The organism is Streptosporangiales bacterium (assembly GCA_009379825.1).
Lineage (GTDB): Bacteria > Actinomycetota > Actinomycetes > Streptosporangiales > WHST01 > WHST01.
The window spans coordinates 1-16,589 of the sequence record WHTA01000033.1 but is presented as its reverse complement, the minus strand read 5'-3'; the positions used below and the strand labels follow the sequence as shown (position 1 = coordinate 16,589).

The following is a 16,589-nucleotide window of genomic DNA, read 5'->3' as shown; positions in this document are numbered from 1 at the left end:
AGCGGGCGGAGGTGGGTGTGCGGCTCAGTCGGCGGGAGTTGGGCAGGGCGGCACTCGCCGCGGCGGTCGCGGGTGCCGGGATCACCGCGTTCCCGGCCCGTACGGTACGGGCCGCGCCGGTGCAGCGGGCAGCTGGCAGCACGCTGGACCGTACGTTCAGGCTCGGCGGCCCCGGCGCGGGTGGCTACCGCTCGATCGTCGCCGCGCTCGGTGAGCCGCACCTGCTGCGCGCCGACCCGGGTGGCCGCGCGGTGGAGGCGAGGTTCGCGAACCGGCGTACGTTGGTCGCGTTCGCGCAGTTCACCGACGTCCACCTGACGGACGTGCAGTCGCCGGCGCGGGTGGAGTTCCTCGACCGCTACAACGACACCGACCTGGCGACCGCCGCGCTGGTGCCGTTCGCGGCCGCGTACCGCCCGCAGGAGCTGCTCGCGGCGCAGGCGGCGGAGTCGATGGTCCGTGCCGTGCGCAACCTGGGGGCCGGCCCGGCCGGCGGTGCGCCGCTCGCGTTCGCCGTCACCACCGGCGACGGCGTCGACAACGCCCAGTACAACGAGCTGCGCTGGCTGATCGACCTGTTCGACGGGGAGCCGGTGCGGCCGGACTCCGGCGACACCTCACGCTACGAGGGCGTGATGGACGAGGTCGGCTACGACGAGCGCTACTGGCACCCGCACGGCACGCCGCCGTCGCGCCGCGACGACCTGCCGCGGCGCACGTACGGCTACCCGGTGGCGCCCGGCCTGCTCGACGCCGCGCGCCGGCCGTTCCGCGCGCACGGCCTACCGTGCCCCTGGTACTCGGTGTTCGGCAACCACGACGCGCTCGTGCAGGGCAACGTCGCGCCGAACGCCGTGTTCGGCGCGGTGGCGATCGGGTCGGCGAAGGTGACCGGCCTGAGCGAGCGCACCGACCCGGTGGAGCTGGCGCGGCTGCTCGAGCGCGGCGACGAGCGGGCCGGCAAGCTGCTGTCGCAGGGGCCGGCGCGGCCGGTCACGCCGGACCCGCGGCGCCGGTTGTTGACCCGCGGCCAGATCGTCGAGGAGCACTTCCGCACCACCGGCCGACCCGGCGGGCACGGCTTCACCCGGACGAACCTCAGGGCAGGCACGGCGTACTACACGTTCGACGCCGGGCAGGTGCGCTGCGTCAGCCTCGACACCACCAACGACGTCGGCCCGGACGGCTCGCTGGACGCCGACCAGTTCGACTGGCTGGAGCGCGTGCTTGCCGCCGGCAACAGCAGGTACCTGGATGCGGACGGAAACCTGGTCACGCACCAGGTGACCGACCGGGTGTTCGTGGTGTTCAGCCACCACAGCGTCGCGACCATGACGAACCCGCTGCCGCGAGACGCGGAGCGCCCACGGGTGCTCGGACCGGCCGTACGCGACCTGCTGCTGCGGTTCCCGAACGTGGTCGCCTGGGTGAACGGGCACACGCACGCGAACCTGGTGACCGGCTACGCGCGGCCGGCGGACAGCCCGCTCACCGGCGGGTTCTGGGAGATCACCACTGCGTCGCACGTCGACTGGCCGCAGCAGAGCCGGGTGGTCGAGCTGCTCGACAACCGCGACGGGACCGTCTCCGTGGTGTGCACCATGCTCGACGCGGACGCGCCCGCCTCGTACGGCGGCCGGCTGGACTCGCCGCGCCGGCTGGCTGCCCTGGCGCGCGAGCTGGCCGGCAACGACTGGCAGGAGCGCACCACGGAACCCGGTCTCGCCGGCCGGCTCGGCCACGCCGAGGACCGCAACGTCGAGCTGCTCGTACCCAGGGTCAGGACCGGGCGCCGAGCTCTGCGTAGGCCGGCTTGACGACGTCGTTGATCAGCGCGAGCCGTTCGTCGAACGGGATGAAGGCACTCTTCAGCGCGTTCACCGTCAGCCAGCGCAGGTCGTCCCAGTCGTAGCCGAACGCGCGTACGAGCGAGGCCAGCTCGTCGGTCATGCTGGTGCCGCTCATCAGCCGGTTGTCGGTGTTCACCGTGACCCGGAAGTGCAGCTGCCGCAGCAGGCCGATCGGGTGGTCCTCGATCGACTTGGCCGCGCCCGTCTGCACGTTCGAGGCCGGGCACATCTCGAGCGGCACCCGCTTGTCGCGCACGTACGAGGCGAGGCGCCCGAGCATCGGCTCGCCGTCCGGCTCCTCGGCGATGTCGTCGACGATGCGGACGCCGTGGCCGAGCCGGTGCGCGCCGCAGATCTGCAGCGCCTCCCAGATCGACCGCACGCCGAAGCCCTCGCCGGCGTGGATGGTGACGTTGCCGTTCGCCTCCCGCACGTGGTCGAACGCGTCCAGGTGCCGGCTCGGCGGGTAACCGCGTTCCGCGCCCGCGATGTCGAAGCCGACGACGCCCTCCTCGCGCCACCGCACGGCGAGCTCGGCGATCTCCAGCGACCGGGCCGTGTGCCGCATGGCGGTCAGCAGCGTGCCGATGGTGATCTCCCTGCCGGCGGCGCGGGCGCGCGCCCGACCCTCGTCGAACCCCCTGAGCACGGCGGCGACGACGCCGTCCAGGGTCAGCCCGGTTTGCAGGTGTTGCTCGGGCGCGAACCGCACCTCGGCGTAGACCACGCCGTCGGCGGCGAGGTCCTCGGCGCACTCCGCCGCGACCCGCTGCAGGCTCTCCGCCGTCTGCATGCAGGCGACCGTGTGGTCGAACGTCTCCAGGTACCGTTCCAGCGTGCGCGCGTTCGCCGCCTCGGTGAACCAGTCGCGCAGCGCGTTCGCGTCGTACGCGGGCAGTGGGTGCCGGACGTCGCGGGCGAGCTCGACGATGGTCACCGGCCGCAGGCCGCCGTCCAGGTGGTCGTGCAGCAGCGCCTTGGGTGCGCTGGCGATCGTTGCCGGCGTCGGTGTTGCTGTCATCCACCGAGTCTAGGCCGGTGCCTACTCCTTGCCGAGCACCTCGTAGCGCACGTCGGCGGTGCCCACGCCGGGACCGGCGATCTCCTCCATGCCCGGCGGGGTGAGGTCCAGGCAGCGGCCGGCGATGTACGGGCCGCGGTCGTTGATCCGCACCACGACCGACTCGTTGTTCGCCTTGTTGATCACCCGCACCATGGTGTTGAACGGCAGCGTCTTGTGCGCCGCGGTCAGCTCGCTCGGGTCGAACGACTCGCCGTTCGCCGTCACACTGCCGGTGTTGTAGTACGACGCCTCGCACTCACCGCTGTCGACCACCGGCCGGCTGCCGTACTCGTCGTCGTGCTGCGAAGGCAGCGACGCGAGGCCGGCCCGCTTCGGTGCGTCCGCCTTGCGGCGTTCGAGCTCCGACCTGGCCAGGTCCCTGGTGGACGGGCCGTGTGCGCGCGCCTCGATCTCCGGTGCCGCGCTGGGGTCGCTGAGCACCTTCGCCGGGGCGGCGGCGTGCGTGCTGACCGAGTGGTCCGCGGTCGCCGCCTGGGCGGTGCCGACCGCCGCGGCGCCGAAGGTCGCGAGGCCGGTCAGGGCGAGGGCGAGGAACGGCAGCGCCGGTGCCGGGGCGGTGCGCCGGCGCGGTTCCTCCTGGGCAGGTTGCTTCGCTGGCGCCGCATGTCTCGCGGGCGCGCTGTGTCGTCCCACTGCTGGTGCCTCTCCTCGGGGTCGGGGCGTGATGCTCGCAGTGAGAGGCGAGGTCTCGGGGCGGCGAGCACCATGTCCTGCGCCGGCAGCCGCCACGACCGTGGCGAACCTCCGGCCCAGCACACGACTGTCAAGATAACGAACCGATTACGGCGGGGACAAATCGGGTCGTCTGGGGACCGAATTCGTCGCTGTCCGTGGCACCGGCGAGAATCACAGGTCATGGAGGCAGCGACGGCAAAGACGGGCGCGCGCAGGTTGGGCGTCATGGGCGGCACCTTCGACCCCATCCACCACGGCCACCTGGTCGCGGCGAGTGAGGTCGCGCACCAGTTCGACCTGGACGAAGTCGTGTTCGTGCCCACCGGCCAGCCGTGGCAGAAGAGCCACGTCAAGGTGTCGCCGGCCGAGGACAGGTACCTGATGGCGGTGATCGCCACGGCGTCCAACCCGCGTTTCTGGGTGAGCCGGGTGGACATCGACCGGCCCGGTCCGACGTACACGATTGATACGCTGCGTGACATCCATGCTGCATCGCCGGATGCCAGCCTGTACTTCATCACCGGCGCGGACGCGCTCGGCCAGATACTCTCCTGGCATTCGGTAGAGGAGATGTTCGAACTGGCGCACTTCGTCGGCTGCACCCGGCCGGGCCACCGGCTGGACGCATCCCACTTGCCGCAGGGATCGGTCACCCTGGTAGAGGTACCGGCGTTGGCCATCTCGTCCAGCGAGGTGCGTGTCCGGGTCGGCAGTGGGCAGCCGGCCTGGTACCTCGTACCCGACGGCGTGGTGCAGTACATCGCCAAGCGCCGGCTGTACCGCGACGGCACGGCGGTGCACCCGTGACACAGATCGATGGAGACAGGACGAGTTGACAGCAACCACACAGGCCATCGAACTGGCCACCGCCGCGGCCGCCGCGGCTTCCGACAAGCTCGCCGAGCAGGTGGTGGCGTTCGACGTCAGCGATCAGCTCTATATCGCGGACATCTTCTTGCTGTGTTCCGCCAGCAACGACCGGCAGGTCCGGGCGATCGTCGACGCCGTCGAGGAGCGGTTGCGCCTGGACGGCGTGAAGCCGCAGCGCCGCGAGGGCGAGCCGGAGCGGCGCTGGGTGCTGCTCGACTTCGGTGACCTGGTGGTGCACGTCCAGATGGACGAGGAACGCGACTACTACGACCTGGAACGGCTGTGGGCGGACTGCCCCGTCGTGCCGTTGCCCGAGGAGGCGCAGGGCCGGCACCGGCACGCCGCCGGCGGACGCTGAGGTGTCCGGGGCCCGCCGGGTCGTGCTGTGGCGGCACGGCCAGACGCAGTGGAACCTGGAGAAGCGCTTCCAGGGCGGCACCGACATCCCGTTGACCGAGACCGGCATGGCCGAGGCGAAGGCGGCCGCCGCGCGGCTCGCGACGCTGCAGCCCGCGGTGATCGTCGCGTCCGACCTGGTGCGTGCCACGGCCACCGCGGACGCGCTCGTGGAGGCGACCGGCCGGTCCTGTGCGTACGACCCGCGGCTGCGGGAGCGGTTCGGCGGCTCGTGGGAGGGCCTCACCCAGGCGGAGATCAGGGACGCGTACCCGGCGGCCTGGGAGCAGTGGCAGCCGGCCGACGGTGAGCACGAGGCCGAGGTCGGTGAGCGGGTCGCCGCGGCCATCGGCGACGTGGTGGCCGACCTGCCGGCCGGTGAGCTCGCGGTCGTGGTGAGCCACGGTGGCGCCATCCGCGCGGGGATCGGCCGGGTGCTCGGGCTGCAGCAACCGTTGTGGCGGTGCTTCGGCCCGCTGTCGAACTGCGCCTGGTCGGTGCTCGGCGAGTCGGCCGCCGGCTGGCGGCTGCTCGAGCACAACGCCGGCACCCTCCCCGAGCCGGCGCTGTCCGACGACCGGTAGGGTCTAGCCGTCCCAGCGGACGTGCACGGCGACCGGCTTGCGGAACACCAGCCCGTACGACGCGGCGGGGGAGTCCGGTGCCAGCCGCAGGTGCGGGAACCGGTCGAGCAGGGTACGCAGCGCGATCTGCGTCTCCAGCCTGGCCAGGTCCATGCCGAGGCAGAAGTGCGGGCCGTGCGCGAACGCCAGGTGCTGCCGCAGGTTCTCCCGGCCGACGACGAACGCGTCCGGGTCAGCGAAGACCGCGGGGTCGCGGTTGGCGCCGGTGATCGAGACGGTCACCAGGTCGCCGGCGCCGATCGACGCGCCACCCAGCTCCACGTCCCTGGTGGCGTACCTGTCGACCATCGCGGCGGCCGGGTCGAGGCGCAGCGACTCCTCCACGGCCGGCGCAAGCAGCGCAGGGTCGCCGCGTACGGCGGCGACCTGGTGGGGGTGCGAGAGCAGGTGCCGCGCCGCGTTGGCGATCATCCCCTCGGTGGTCTCGATGCCGCCGAACATCAGCACGGCCGCGTTCGACACGACCTCGGGCACGCGCAGCCCGGCGTCCTCGCTGGCGGCCGCGACGAGCAGCGAAGACTCCCGGCGCCCGGCGACGGTGGCCTCGACGCTCGCGCGCAGGCTCTCCACCGCCGCCGCGCCACCGGCGTCCGGCGTGCGCCCCGCGGTGATCTCGGAGACCGCCGCGACGATCGCGTCGTACCACGACAGCACGGTCTTCGCGGCCACGTCGTCGAGGCCGAGCGCCTCGGCGACCACGGCCACCGACAGCGGCCCGGCGAGGCCGCGGCGCAGCTCGGCGCCGCCGGCCGGGGTCAGCTCGGCCACCAGCCGCCGCGTCTCGTCCTCGATGAACTCGGTGAACCTCGTACGTACCTCGGCGGGCTTGAAGGCTTGGGCGAACGGCTTGCGGTGCCTGGTGTGCTCCCTGCCGTCCAGCGAGAGCATGCTCGGGCCGACCACCTGCGCGGTGGAGAACCGCGGGTCGTCGACGGTGAACGTGCGGGCGTCCCGCATCACCTGCAGTGCCAGGTCGTGCCTGGTCACCAGCCAGCCGCCGAGCGCGGGCAGCCACGACACGGGCTCCGCCGCGCGCAGCTCGTCGAGTGCGGGATACGGGTCATGTTCGAGAGTGGCCAGCGACACCGCTGCGCCCAACGGAAACGGCACGCCACCCAAGGTACCTGCGTGCGGTGTCACTCGGGGTCGACGCAGACCAGCGCCCACGGCCGGCCGTCCACCCGGGTCATGGCGACGGTCGCCTGCCTGGTGCCGGTGAGCTTCAGCTGCCTGCGCAGCTGGTCGACGTCGCCGGCCAGGCCGCGCCGCCTGACGTCGACGGCGCCGACGTCCAGTGCGCGCAGGCCGCTGCGCAGCCGCTTCAGCTGCCACGGCAGCGACTCGACCACCCGCAGCGTGCGGCCGAACGGCGAGCGCAGCGGCCGGTCGGCGGAGAGGAACGCGATCTGCGGGTCGAGCTGCCAGGCGTCCAGCCGGCGGGCGAGGTCGGCGACCAGCCCCGCCCGCGTCACCGCCGGGTTCGGGTCGAGCAGGTAGTCGCCGGGCGCGCGGCTCGGTACGGCGGCGCAAGGCGTCGGCTCCAGCGTGTGCTCCTCCGGCAGGATCGTCGCCCGCCGGGTGGCGCCGCGCAGCGCGGGGGACCACAGGGTGGCCTCTTTCAGCTCCCTGCCGACGGCGATCAGCTCGAGCTCCCAGCCGTCCGGCACCTCGCTGCGGGGGAGCGCGGGCGCGGCCTTGACGCCGACCGCGGCGACCCGGTCGGCCAGTTCGGTGCACCACGCCAGCGGCGGCTCGCTCTCGCCGACCGCAAGCCGCCGGCCGTCGCCGCGGCGCGCCGGGTCCACGAACACCCCGTCCACCCCGTCGAGGTCGGCGTCCCTGACGTCCCCGAGCGCCGGCGTGACCCGGTCGGCGACGCCGTACACCTGCGCGTTGACCTCCGCCATCCGCAGGTGCAGCGGGTCGTGGTCGACGGCCAGGGTGGGGTGCGTCCCGGCCAGCGGCAGCAGGTCGCCGTCGATCCCCGTACAGAGGTGGCGACCCGGTCGAGCCCGCGGTACCGCCGTGCGCGGTACCGCGCCACCTGCTCCGTGCTCGCCTGCTCCAGCCCGGCCTGGGTGAAGAACATCTCCGCCGCCCGACCGAACTTCGCGCGCTGCCGCAGCTCGTGCTGCGCGAACGCGGCCACCACCACATCCGTCGGATACCTGGCCCGCAGCCGCTCACCCACGCGCAACGCGTTCGCCGCGTCCACCCGCTCGTCCGCCAGCAGCGCCAACACCTCACGCCCCCGCGTCGACAGCAACGTCTCGAAGCCCGCAAGCGACGGATGCGATAGCGCTGGCATCGCGGAAGAGTTTGCCAACCGGCACGACCGCCACAACACCGGGGCCCGCGCAGCTCCCGCCGACCGTCGGCTAGACTGCCACTCGCATCCTGGGGCTATGGCGCAGTTGGTAGCGCGTCTGCATGGCATGCAGAAGGTCAGGGGTTCGAATCCCCTTAGCTCCACCAGCGAGGGCCTGCCGGAAGGTCACTATCTCCGCAGGTCAGGGTAGTTTGCAGTTGTTCGCGAATAGCTAGCAAGTGAGCCGCTGGCGCGCGGGTCTCTCACAATTTCTCACAGTTCTAATCGAGCTTGTAGAGCTGGGCGAGTTGCTCGGCTCCCAGCTCCAGGTCCTCGTCGTTGGCGTGGACGTACATCCTCATGGTAAACGCCGAGTCGTGGTGCCCGGCCCACCTGCTGATCACGGAGATCGGCACGCCGGCCTTCTCCATCAGGCTGAGCGTGGTGTGGCGGGAGTCGTGCAGCCTGATCCTGGTCAGCTGTGCCTGCCGGAGCAGCCGCGTGAACTCGTCTGTGTACCACTCGGGGTGCACCGGAATGCCCAGCTCGTCGGTGACCACGTAGGCGTCGCCTGGGGTGTACCAGTCCAGCGTGTCGAGCCCTTGTTGGTACGCCGTACCCGCTTGGAGCCGGTCGAGTGCCTGTTGCTTGCGCAGCTTGGTGAGCGCCTGGACGAGCTCGTCATCGAGCGGCAGTGTGCGCTTGCCGTGTCTGCTCTTGGGTTCCTCGACCCGTACCCGGTACTCGACGAGTATCCGCGCCTGGTTCACGGTGAGTTTCCCGTTCTCCAGGTCGATATCTGACCAGCGCAGCCCGAGTACCTCGCCGCGGCGCAACCCGTACAGGCTCAGCCGCCAGCCAGCGTGCAGCCGGTCCATCGCTGCCCAGGTGAGGAACCTGCGGACCTCCTCCTTCTCCAGGTAGCCCGCTCGTTGGGCGTGTACTCGGGTGGGTCGACGAGCTTGGCCGGGTTGCGCACCAGCTTGCCTTCGAGTACGGCCTGTTCGAACGCGGCGGATAGCTGACTGAGCGTCAGCCGTACGCTGCGCGGGCCGAGCCCGGTGCCGGCCTTGCCGCCGCGTTTGCGGCCCTTGGTGAACATGTAGTCGACGAGCTTCTCGATGTCGGCCTTGGTGATCGACTGCAACGGCCGGTCACCGAACAGCTCCCGCGGGCACCGGAACGAGTCGCGGTAGGAGACCTTGGTGGACTCGCGGCGTCCACGAGTAGCTCCCTTGAGGTACTCGTCCAGGTACTCGTTCACGGTCTGCTCGGACGCCTTGACGAACGTACCCTTCCCGAGTTCGTGGCGGATACGCGACAGCTCGTCTCGGGCCTCCTTCTGCTTGTCGAAGGTACGGGTCAGCTGCTGGCGGTTGCCGTTCTCGTCGACTCCGATGTCCACAACGAGTCGGTATCGGACCTTGCCGTTGTTCAGCTTGATCTTGCGTATCGGTTCGTGCATAGGCGTTCTCCTCTCTAAGCGGTGTGCATCGATTTTCGATGCACAACTAGTCTGCGACGATCAGATGGGAGCGTCAAGGGAGGTAAGGGATGCCGCGGGCCAGACGCCAGCAGGGCGAGCCTGGCGATCCCGCGCTTGCCCTGTTCGACGTGCTCGGCCAACGGTGGGCTCTTCGGGTGCTCTGGGAGCTGCGTGACGATCCGCTGACCTACCGCGCTATTGCCAACCGGATACCTGGCTTGTCCACCAGCGTTCTGACGACCCGGTTGCGGGAGCTGCGCGCCGCCTCTTTGGTCGAGCACGAGGCGCGATCCGGCTACCGGCTCAGCCCTGACGGTCGGAGCCTGCTGAACCAACTCACGGCACTTGCTGAGTGGGCGCGACAAGCCAACTTCACCGCACCGAGACGCCGATCCTGACGAGCTGGTCACGCGATCTCCCGTGCGTCCGGCGCGTCACCAGGGTCCACGCCGAGTACCCGAAGCAGATCAGCTGTAGGTACCCGGTACGAGCTGCGGATACGTAGTACCCGGCAGGGGAACTCGCCGCACCGGGCAAGCTCGTAGCCCGTGGAGCGCCCGAGGCCGAGCGCTCGCGCGGCTGTTCCGATGTCGACCGTCACTGGCAGCGCGAGCAACTCAGCGCGCGTGAGTCCCTGATCTTCGTGGTGACCGATGGCATCACTCGTCATGGTCGTGATCACCGTCCTCTCGCTCCCGAAGGACCACCTTTCGAACCTGTCTGCGTTGATCCGTGCGCACAGATCGACGGCACTCTTGAACCTCTGAAGCAGGTGTTCCCGGCGGGATCTGGGCACCTTGGATCCGTGCGCACGGATCGCGTTCGTGCTGGTCAGTGCGCTGATTGCCCGGCCGCGTCGACCTGTGCGTCGCACAGGTCGGTCTGTGCAGCGCACGGGTGAGTCAGTCACCGGATTCACCTCCCCCGCCGGTGTATCGCTGCACGGCGGCGGCAACATCGGTGTAGGCGTATCCGCGCCCGCGCTCGCTCCCGGCGACGAACGGGTGCTCGCACGGCTCGACGCCGTACCGGGCGAGGAGCATCCCGAGCCGCTTCGCCGTGAAACCGGTCAGGTCCGGTTCCTCGAGCAGCCGGGTCGTATGCAACCGGTCAGCTCTGGCCGAAACGAACGCGTTGTAGACGGTGGCGAGGAGCGACGGGACATCGTTCATCCCGCTGGGTGCCGCATGTCCGCTCTGCTTACCGCCCTCGATGACCATGAACGACGAGTGGCTATCTTCGCTCGGCTTGTCGAACGGCGACTGGACCAGCTTCGATGGGGCAAGCCCCAACCGCTCGGCCGTACTGGACGACTTCGGCATATCGGCGTGCCTCGCAGTCGGCGTCGGAACAGCCACGTTCGGTCTGGCATTGGGGATCAGGTGTCCGGCGCGCTCGTAGCTCCACCGGTCGTAGTAGTCGCCAGCGGCGTTCGCGGCGGCGGCCGAGCCGGCGTCGAGATCTGGGCCGACGTAGGTGTTGCCTTCGGCTATCCCACCGGGCGAGCCGATCTCGCTGTGCTCGACCCACCACGCCTTGGCCGGCACGATGCGGGTGTCTCTGCCTGCCTGGACGAGCATGCTGCCGGGGTGTTCCAACTTCGCCAGGTCGGCGGCGACCTTGGTGTTGCCGAAGATGTAGCGCGCGTCGTTCGGGTCGGCGACACCGAGCCCGAATGTGTTCTCCAGCTGCGACTTGAGGTCGCCCGAGCCGAGCATCGTGACCGTGCCGCGCTGCGCCACCAGGTCGACGTCCACCGCCTCGGACCGACCGAGCTGGACGATCTGTAGTCCGAGCCGTGCGTTGGGCAGGTTGGCCATGTCGTGCTGTCCGAAGATCAGTGCGACCTCTTCGCAGACGATCATGACCTCGGGTAGTCGTGCGGTCGGCACGATCTTGTCGCCGCCCTCGCCGCTGTTGGCGCGGTAGTCGATGACTGCCTTTGCAGCGCGCAGCATGCGGCCGACCTCGGCATCGGTGGTCGCCACCCAGTCGATGACCGGACGGTGGGTGCGATCTTCTAGCCACGGCAGCAGCCAAGGCCGTGCGGTGCGGCCGCCTTTGTTGTCGATCATCCACACCACGACGTCGACGCAGCGGGTGAGAGCGGCGAGTTTGACGTTGATCAGGTTCGACTTGCCCTTGCCGCGCAGGCCGACGGTCTTGCTGGCCCGACCTTGCATCCTGACGTCGACGACCGTGCTGTCCTCGTACAGCCCGAGCGGGAGCGGGTTGTTGATGCTCAGCGGCGTGTGGTCGCGGGGGATGGGTACGGTCTTGGCGAGGATGTCGACCTCGTTGACGTGCAGCAGCACCTCGGCGGCGGACTTGCCCCGTTCAACGTGGATCGCGCCGTAGCGCAGCCCGGCGGCGATCTCGATCTCCTCGGTCTTGTTGTTGATGCTGCCGTACTTGACCTTGCCGTCGGCAGGTAGCTGGAGGCGCAGTGTGTAGCACCCGTCGCTGTGGTTGACCCGTTCGAGTTGGGTCACGCCGACCAGACCGAGCCCGGCGAGCAGCTCTGGCCAGCGCCGCGCTTCCGCTGCGGCGATCCGTCGATGTTCCTCTTCTTCCTCCTTCAACCGCTTGCGATGGTGCGTATGCCGGGCTAGGAACCACAGTGGCCCGAAGAAGCCGAGCCCGCAGAACAACACCGTGAGCGCCCGTGCGGACCATGCGGTCGTCGCGGTCACCCAGGTCAGCCACGCACCAGAGAGGACGGAGACAGTGACTGCGTACATGGTGGCGAAACGTCCCGGCTGAGCCTTGCGGCAGGCGACGGCGGCCCCGACCACTGCGAAGGTGACGACCAATCCGACGTAGACGGCGTGCACGCCGAGCTCGTCAAGCAACGCACCAACCGCGTAGAGGGCGCCCGCAGCGATGACCGGAGTGCTCACCACCGACCACCGCCACGGAGCACCTACGCCCTGCCCACCGCTCTCGCGCGCCATTGCATACCTCCCTTCGGTCGTGGGCGAACGTCTACTGGTTGGCGGTGACGTCCCACATCTCCTCCTGGGGACGCGGGTTCTCCAGCCGCTCGAACTCCGCCTCGTGGTGCCGCCGGAAGATGGCGCGGCCCTGGCTGGCGTGGTCGGTCAGTGCGGCGGTGCCGCTGGCGAGCTCGCTGAGATGGTCGACGATCGGCCTACCGATCGGGAGATCCGAGGCGAACCGTTCCGCGAGGTTGGCCTGCGTCGTGGCCAGTGCTTCGTAGAGGCTGCCCAGGTCGTCGAGGAACTGGTCGACCTCCGTGATCGACTCCGGCTCCCACGCGCCGATGGCGCCGATGGCCTCTGCTGCCTGCTCGATGGGTGCTGTGGACATGTCACGACCTCCTTTGCTCTCGGGCGGATCGCTCGGGCGCCGCTTCTCGGTGCCCGGCCGCATCTCGGGTTTCTGGTCCTCGGGCTTGCTGCCCTCGACGTCTTGCTGTTGGCGCTCGGTGCGCCCGCTCGTGTTCTCGGCCGGCGGCCGGCGAAGAACCTTCCTGACGAACTGACGGACCCTCGCGAGCTTCCTCCGAGCGGCACCAATCACTCGCCGCCCGACGCGGCTGCGCAGTTTCGGTTGGCCGCTCAGTGCGCCGCCAGCTCGGAGCCTGCGAGACCGTCGACTTCCTCCTCGGGCTCTCGCCGACCGCCGCAACCGCGGATGCACCGGAACGCGACCTCCCCCGGCCCGCGATGACCCTGGAGACCGTCGGGCTGAGGACCACGCCGGTCGACCGGCCGCCTTGTGGGTGCCGATCAGGGGATGACCGCCGGTCCTCCGCCGGCTCGCGCGCTGACCTAGCGTCCGGGCACCGGCTGGTCCAGTGCCGGCGGCTTGGCGCGGGCCAAGTGAGTGAACACCACGACGTCGGTTGTTCGGAGAACGTCGATCTGCTCGGCACCGAGACGTTGGGCGGCGGCCGTCGTGGCGACCCGGATGCCGCTCATTGCGGCCACGACCGGACAACCGACCTCCACGCCGGGCCTGGCGCCTGGGTTCCCTTCCAGTAGCCACTCGACGGGTGCGAGAGACCGGAGCGAGCCTGCGGGTTACACCAGACCGGAGCTGCCCGAGCCGTCCCGCCACCGGTCGACCGCTCCGGGCACCGTTCGCCCGGCTGACACCGGTGTGGTGAGCCGACATGCCACCGTGCCGACGGCGGGGGCCCGCCAAACCGCGTCGCGTGGGCCCTGGCAGCGACCACTTCCTCAGTCCCCGTCCAAGTCGCCCGACGAGAACGCCGACGCCAACGACAGTCGCGACAACTCCGAGTGCGATGGCAACGCGGACAAGCCATCCTTGGTGAGCCAACCAGACACCGAGCAAGGCCGTCCCGACCAGGCCACCAGCGAGGATCGTTGTCCCGACGGCGGGTCGAGCGGGTGCCGTGTGTTCCTCCTGCCTGGCTTCGCTTTCGTTGGGCGCGGTTTGACCGGCGGCTGCCGTCGCGGGCGTCTGCTCGCTCACGGCATGTCCCGGAGGTTTGCAAGCTCGTCGCGCAGGTAGAACAGCGGATCGGGTTCGTTGTCCTCCTGGGCACCGAGGCTGGCACGCGCGGCTGCAAGGAGGTTGGCGTACTCGGTTCGGTTGACCTTGAGTCGTGCCCGAAGCCGGTCGACCTCGTGGCACAAGGACCGCACGAGCACGAGGAGCGCGGGATCATGTGGCTTGGGCACCGGGACCACCTCCTTCCGGGTCGCGTTGGTCATGGGATAAGGGCGACCAAGAAGCCGATGACGGTTGCGACCAGTTCGCGGACCATAGGTCCGGCTTTCGACATGCCGAGGTAGAGACCGAGCACGGTGCAGACCACCGCGTGCCAGATCTTGAGTCCGAAGAACCTGTGCAAGACGTACGTGGCGGCCAGCAGGATCACGACCAATGACAGCGACACGGTCATGCGGTCCACCTCCTCCGGTTCGTCTGGTCAGTGCGGGTTCGAGAGCGACGGCGTGTCCCGTCACGTGCGTGCGCATGGGGGACAAGTCGTCCCTCGGTCCGCTCGGCTGACTTGTGGCGCCGCCAGCGAGCACGTGCCCGGCACTTCTGGCACAGCCCGTGCGGCTTGTCTGCCTGCGCACCGCAGAAGCAGTGCCAGCGGTCTCTCGTGCTGGCGCCGGCGAGTGCGGGCGCCGTATCCGTGGTGCGTGCTGTGTGGTTTCGCATGCCGACGAGCTTCCGCCGAAAGGCGAGGACGCGATCACAGCGCTGCTGGACTTCCCAAGGACGTCTTTACTAAGGTGAACTCGTCCCAGGACGTCCTACCGGTGGGGGCCATGGCGAACGAACGGTTGCGGGCCGTACTACTTGAGCGCAACCTGACTCCTGAATCGCTCGCCAACGAGCTAGGCGTCGACCCGAAGACCGTCGAGCGTTGGGTGCTCCACGGGCGTACCCCGTACCGCCGGCATCGGTACGCCGTGGCAACGCGGCTCGGGGTCGACGAGGGCTATCTCTGGCCCGATGCCCTCTCACGGGATCAGGTCGCCGCGGCATCTGACAGCGAGATCGTCACGGTGTATCCCCACCGGTCCGAGATTCGCTGGGACGTGTGGCACCGACTTTTCGCCGAAGCCGAGGAGGAGATCGGCGTCCTCGTGTACGCCGGACTGTTCCTGGCCGAAGATGCCGGCGTACAGCGCCTGTTCGAAGAGAAGGCCAAGGCTGGCGTCCGCGTCCGGCTGCTCGTTGGTGATCCGGACAGTCCGCATGTCGCCGACCGTGGCGCCGAGGAGGGTGTCGAGGGGATCATGGCGGCGAAGATCAGAAACACGCTGGTCCTCTGCCGTCCCCTCAGCATGGTGACCGGCGTTGAGCTACGCGTCCACCAGACGACTCTGTACAACTCGATTTATCGCGCCGATGACCAACTCCTCGTCAACACGCACATCTACGGTGTACCGGCGGCGCAAGCCCCGGTCTGGCACCTGCGGAGGATAGCCGGCGGCGAGGTCGCGAGCGCGTACCTCAACAGCTTCGAACGCGTCTGGGACACCGCAACACCTCTACCCGAGGAGTGAACCGTGGGACGCCGCATCGACTACTACGACGACCCGGAAGCCCCACCAGCGAACAGCATCGTCCCGTCCGTGAATGTCGTCGTTACCGACGACCAAGATCGCGTTCTCCTGATCCGCCGCTCTGACAACGACAACTGGGCTCTGCCCGGCGGTGCGATCGATCTCGGCGAGTCACTCACGCAAGCCGCTGTCCGGGAGACCAAGGAAGAGAGCGGTATCGACTGCGAGATAACCGGGTTCGTCGGAATCTACACCGATCCCAAGCACGTCATCCTCTATACGAGCGAGGGCGAGGTCCGCCAAGAGTTCTCCATCGTCCTGACCGCCCGCGCAGTAGCCGGCGAACCAACCCCCAGTGACGAGAGCGCCGACGTCCGGTGGTTCGAACGTGATGCTCTCGACGCCGTCCAGATGGACCGATCAATGCGCCGCCGAGTGGATGACTTCTTGAAACCATCACAGGACCCACACATCATGTAGGCGATCGGTAGGGCATGCAGTAGATGACTTTTCTGCATGTTCTCAGATCCCGTCGTAGTCGTATGCCGTAGAACGGGTGACGGGAATCGAACCAGCTTGGTGGTCGTGCTGTGACCTGCAGGTTCGCCTGATCCGCAGGTCGGCGTCCCGACGGACGCTCGGCTTGAGGGCGGTTTGATGCTGTTGTGCCGGGTGGCGTGCACCCGACGGGTGCACCAGATGCCTTAGGCCCGGCGCTCATGTCACGTGCCGCGCAGGTTCGTGCCCTTGGCAGGAGCCCACACAGACGGTCCCGCGTCTGACCTGGGCGTTCTCGCGGGACGTCTGGTTGTCGAGGGGCATTTCGACTTGAGATGAGCGCTCGATCCACCCGATCGTCCGTTTCATGGGGTCGGGATCCGGCCCCTCGAAGTACATGGTGAAGGCTTGCAACGCTTTCTTCCAACCCGAGCTGCGGATTCCGACGTTCGGCCGGCGGTAGTCCTCGAGGTTGCGGACCGCGAGATAGAGGACCTTCAGCGCGGCCTGCTCGGATAGGAACTGACCCCGGGTGCGGATTACCTTGCGTAGCCGGGAGTTCAACGACTCGATCAGATTCGTCGTGTAGATCACCCGTCTCACCTCTGCTGGACGCAACTTCGAGAGTCCGGGCTGGAGGGGTTGGCTGATCGTTCCCGGCGGCCACGGAACTCGCCGACGCGTCTGGAGGCTGGGATCGAGGCGACGATCTGCGAGCTGCGGCGTCAGCATCCACGCTGGGGTGCGCAGCGGATCGCCTA

General features: G+C 69.2%; 15 protein-coding genes, 1 tRNA gene and 3 pseudogenes. 9 read left to right on the top strand and 10 right to left on the bottom strand.

All coding sequences use genetic code 11. The features are described from left to right. Positions 1–11 precede the first annotated feature (11 nt). Complete coding sequence (locus tag GEV07_16745) at positions 12–1,817, top strand: TIGR03767 family metallophosphoesterase (protein ID MQA04294.1); 1,806 nt, start codon at positions 12–14, stop codon at positions 1,815–1,817. Here GEV07_16745 and GEV07_16740 read toward each other — a convergent pair. Together GEV07_16740 and GEV07_16735 are read right to left on the bottom strand one after the other, a co-directional pair. Beyond that, on the bottom strand, positions 1,780–2,871 hold the full coding sequence (locus tag GEV07_16740; GenBank protein MQA04293.1) for an adenosine deaminase: 1,092 nt from the start codon (positions 2,869–2,871) through the stop codon (positions 1,780–1,782). The two genes, GEV07_16745 and GEV07_16740, sit on opposite strands and share 38 nt — an antisense overlap. 21 nt (positions 2,872–2,892) lie before the next feature. After that, positions 2,893–3,474 (bottom strand): septal ring lytic transglycosylase RlpA family protein, encoded by a 582-nt coding sequence (locus GEV07_16735; GenBank protein ID MQA04292.1) that lies wholly within the window; start codon positions 3,472–3,474, stop codon positions 2,893–2,895. Between the two features lie 315 nt (positions 3,475–3,789). Here GEV07_16735 and GEV07_16730 point away from each other — a divergent pair, with 315 nt between their 5' ends. From GEV07_16730 to GEV07_16720, 3 genes are read left to right on the top strand one after another with little or no spacing between them, the layout of a single operon-like run. Then, positions 3,790–4,416, top strand: coding sequence for a nicotinate-nucleotide adenylyltransferase (locus tag GEV07_16730; GenBank protein ID MQA04291.1), 627 nt, complete (start codon positions 3,790–3,792; stop codon positions 4,414–4,416). A gap of 25 nt (positions 4,417–4,441) precedes the next feature. Continuing rightward, positions 4,442–4,837, top strand: a complete 396-nt coding sequence (rsfS, locus tag GEV07_16725) for a ribosome silencing factor (GenBank protein ID MQA04290.1) — start codon at positions 4,442–4,444, stop codon at positions 4,835–4,837. 1 nt (position 4,838) lies between these two features. Beyond that, on the top strand, positions 4,839–5,459 hold the full coding sequence (locus GEV07_16720) for a histidine phosphatase family protein (GenBank protein ID MQA04289.1): 621 nt from the start codon (positions 4,839–4,841) through the stop codon (positions 5,457–5,459). 3 nt (positions 5,460–5,462) lie between these two features. Here GEV07_16720 and GEV07_16715 read toward each other — a convergent pair whose 3' ends face one another. Next, positions 5,463–6,599, bottom strand: coding sequence for a cytochrome P450 (locus tag GEV07_16715; GenBank protein ID MQA04288.1), 1,137 nt, complete (start codon positions 6,597–6,599; stop codon positions 5,463–5,465). A gap of 56 nt (positions 6,600–6,655) precedes the next feature. After that, a pseudogene (locus tag GEV07_16710) lies at positions 6,656–7,827 on the bottom strand (class I SAM-dependent methyltransferase). A 91-nt stretch (positions 7,828–7,918) separates the two neighbouring features. Between GEV07_16710 and GEV07_16705 the strand changes: the two are divergent. After that, positions 7,919–7,994 (top strand) — tRNA-Ala (locus GEV07_16705). Positions 7,995–8,108: 114 nt separating this feature from the next. Here the strand turns inward: GEV07_16705 and GEV07_16700 are convergent. Beyond that, positions 8,109–9,292, bottom strand: a pseudogene (locus GEV07_16700) (tyrosine-type recombinase/integrase). An 89-nt stretch (positions 9,293–9,381) separates the two neighbouring features. Here GEV07_16700 and GEV07_16695 point away from each other — a divergent pair. Then, on the top strand, positions 9,382–9,711 hold the full coding sequence (locus GEV07_16695) for a transcriptional regulator (protein MQA04287.1): 330 nt from the start codon (positions 9,382–9,384) through the stop codon (positions 9,709–9,711). A gap of 8 nt (positions 9,712–9,719) precedes the next feature. On the opposite strand, the gene GEV07_16690 is transcribed toward GEV07_16695, so the two are convergent. The 5 genes from GEV07_16690 to GEV07_16670 form a co-directional block, all read right to left on the bottom strand. Continuing rightward, on the bottom strand, positions 9,720–9,983 hold the full coding sequence (locus GEV07_16690; protein ID MQA04286.1) for an integrase: 264 nt from the start codon (positions 9,981–9,983) through the stop codon (positions 9,720–9,722). Between the two features lie 232 nt (positions 9,984–10,215). After that, positions 10,216–12,213, bottom strand: coding sequence for a hypothetical protein (locus GEV07_16685; GenBank protein ID MQA04285.1), 1,998 nt, complete (start codon positions 12,211–12,213; stop codon positions 10,216–10,218). A gap of 85 nt (positions 12,214–12,298) precedes the next feature. Further along, entirely contained in the window at positions 12,299–12,643 is a 345-nt protein-coding gene (locus GEV07_16680) for a hypothetical protein (protein ID MQA04284.1), read from the bottom strand. 1,130 nt (positions 12,644–13,773) lie between these two features. Then, positions 13,774–14,019, bottom strand: coding sequence for a hypothetical protein (locus GEV07_16675; protein ID MQA04283.1), 246 nt, complete (start codon positions 14,017–14,019; stop codon positions 13,774–13,776). Further along, complete coding sequence (locus GEV07_16670; protein ID MQA04282.1) at positions 14,016–14,210, bottom strand: hypothetical protein; 195 nt, start codon at positions 14,208–14,210, stop codon at positions 14,016–14,018. The genes GEV07_16675 and GEV07_16670 overlap by 4 nt, the downstream gene beginning before the upstream one ends. 376 nt (positions 14,211–14,586) lie before the next feature. On the opposite strand from GEV07_16670, the gene GEV07_16665 reads away from it, so the two are divergent. The 3 genes and pseudogenes from GEV07_16665 to GEV07_16655 all read left to right on the top strand — a co-directional run bounded on the left by GEV07_16665 (position 14,587) and on the right by GEV07_16655 (position 16,589). Continuing rightward, entirely contained in the window at positions 14,587–15,330 is a 744-nt protein-coding gene (locus tag GEV07_16665; GenBank protein ID MQA04281.1) for an XRE family transcriptional regulator, read from the top strand. A 3-nt stretch (positions 15,331–15,333) separates the two neighbouring features. Then, positions 15,334–15,810 (top strand): NUDIX domain-containing protein, encoded by a 477-nt coding sequence (locus GEV07_16660; GenBank protein MQA04280.1) that lies wholly within the window; start codon positions 15,334–15,336, stop codon positions 15,808–15,810. Between the two features lie 642 nt (positions 15,811–16,452). Continuing rightward, positions 16,453–16,589, top strand: a pseudogene (locus GEV07_16655) (IS481 family transposase).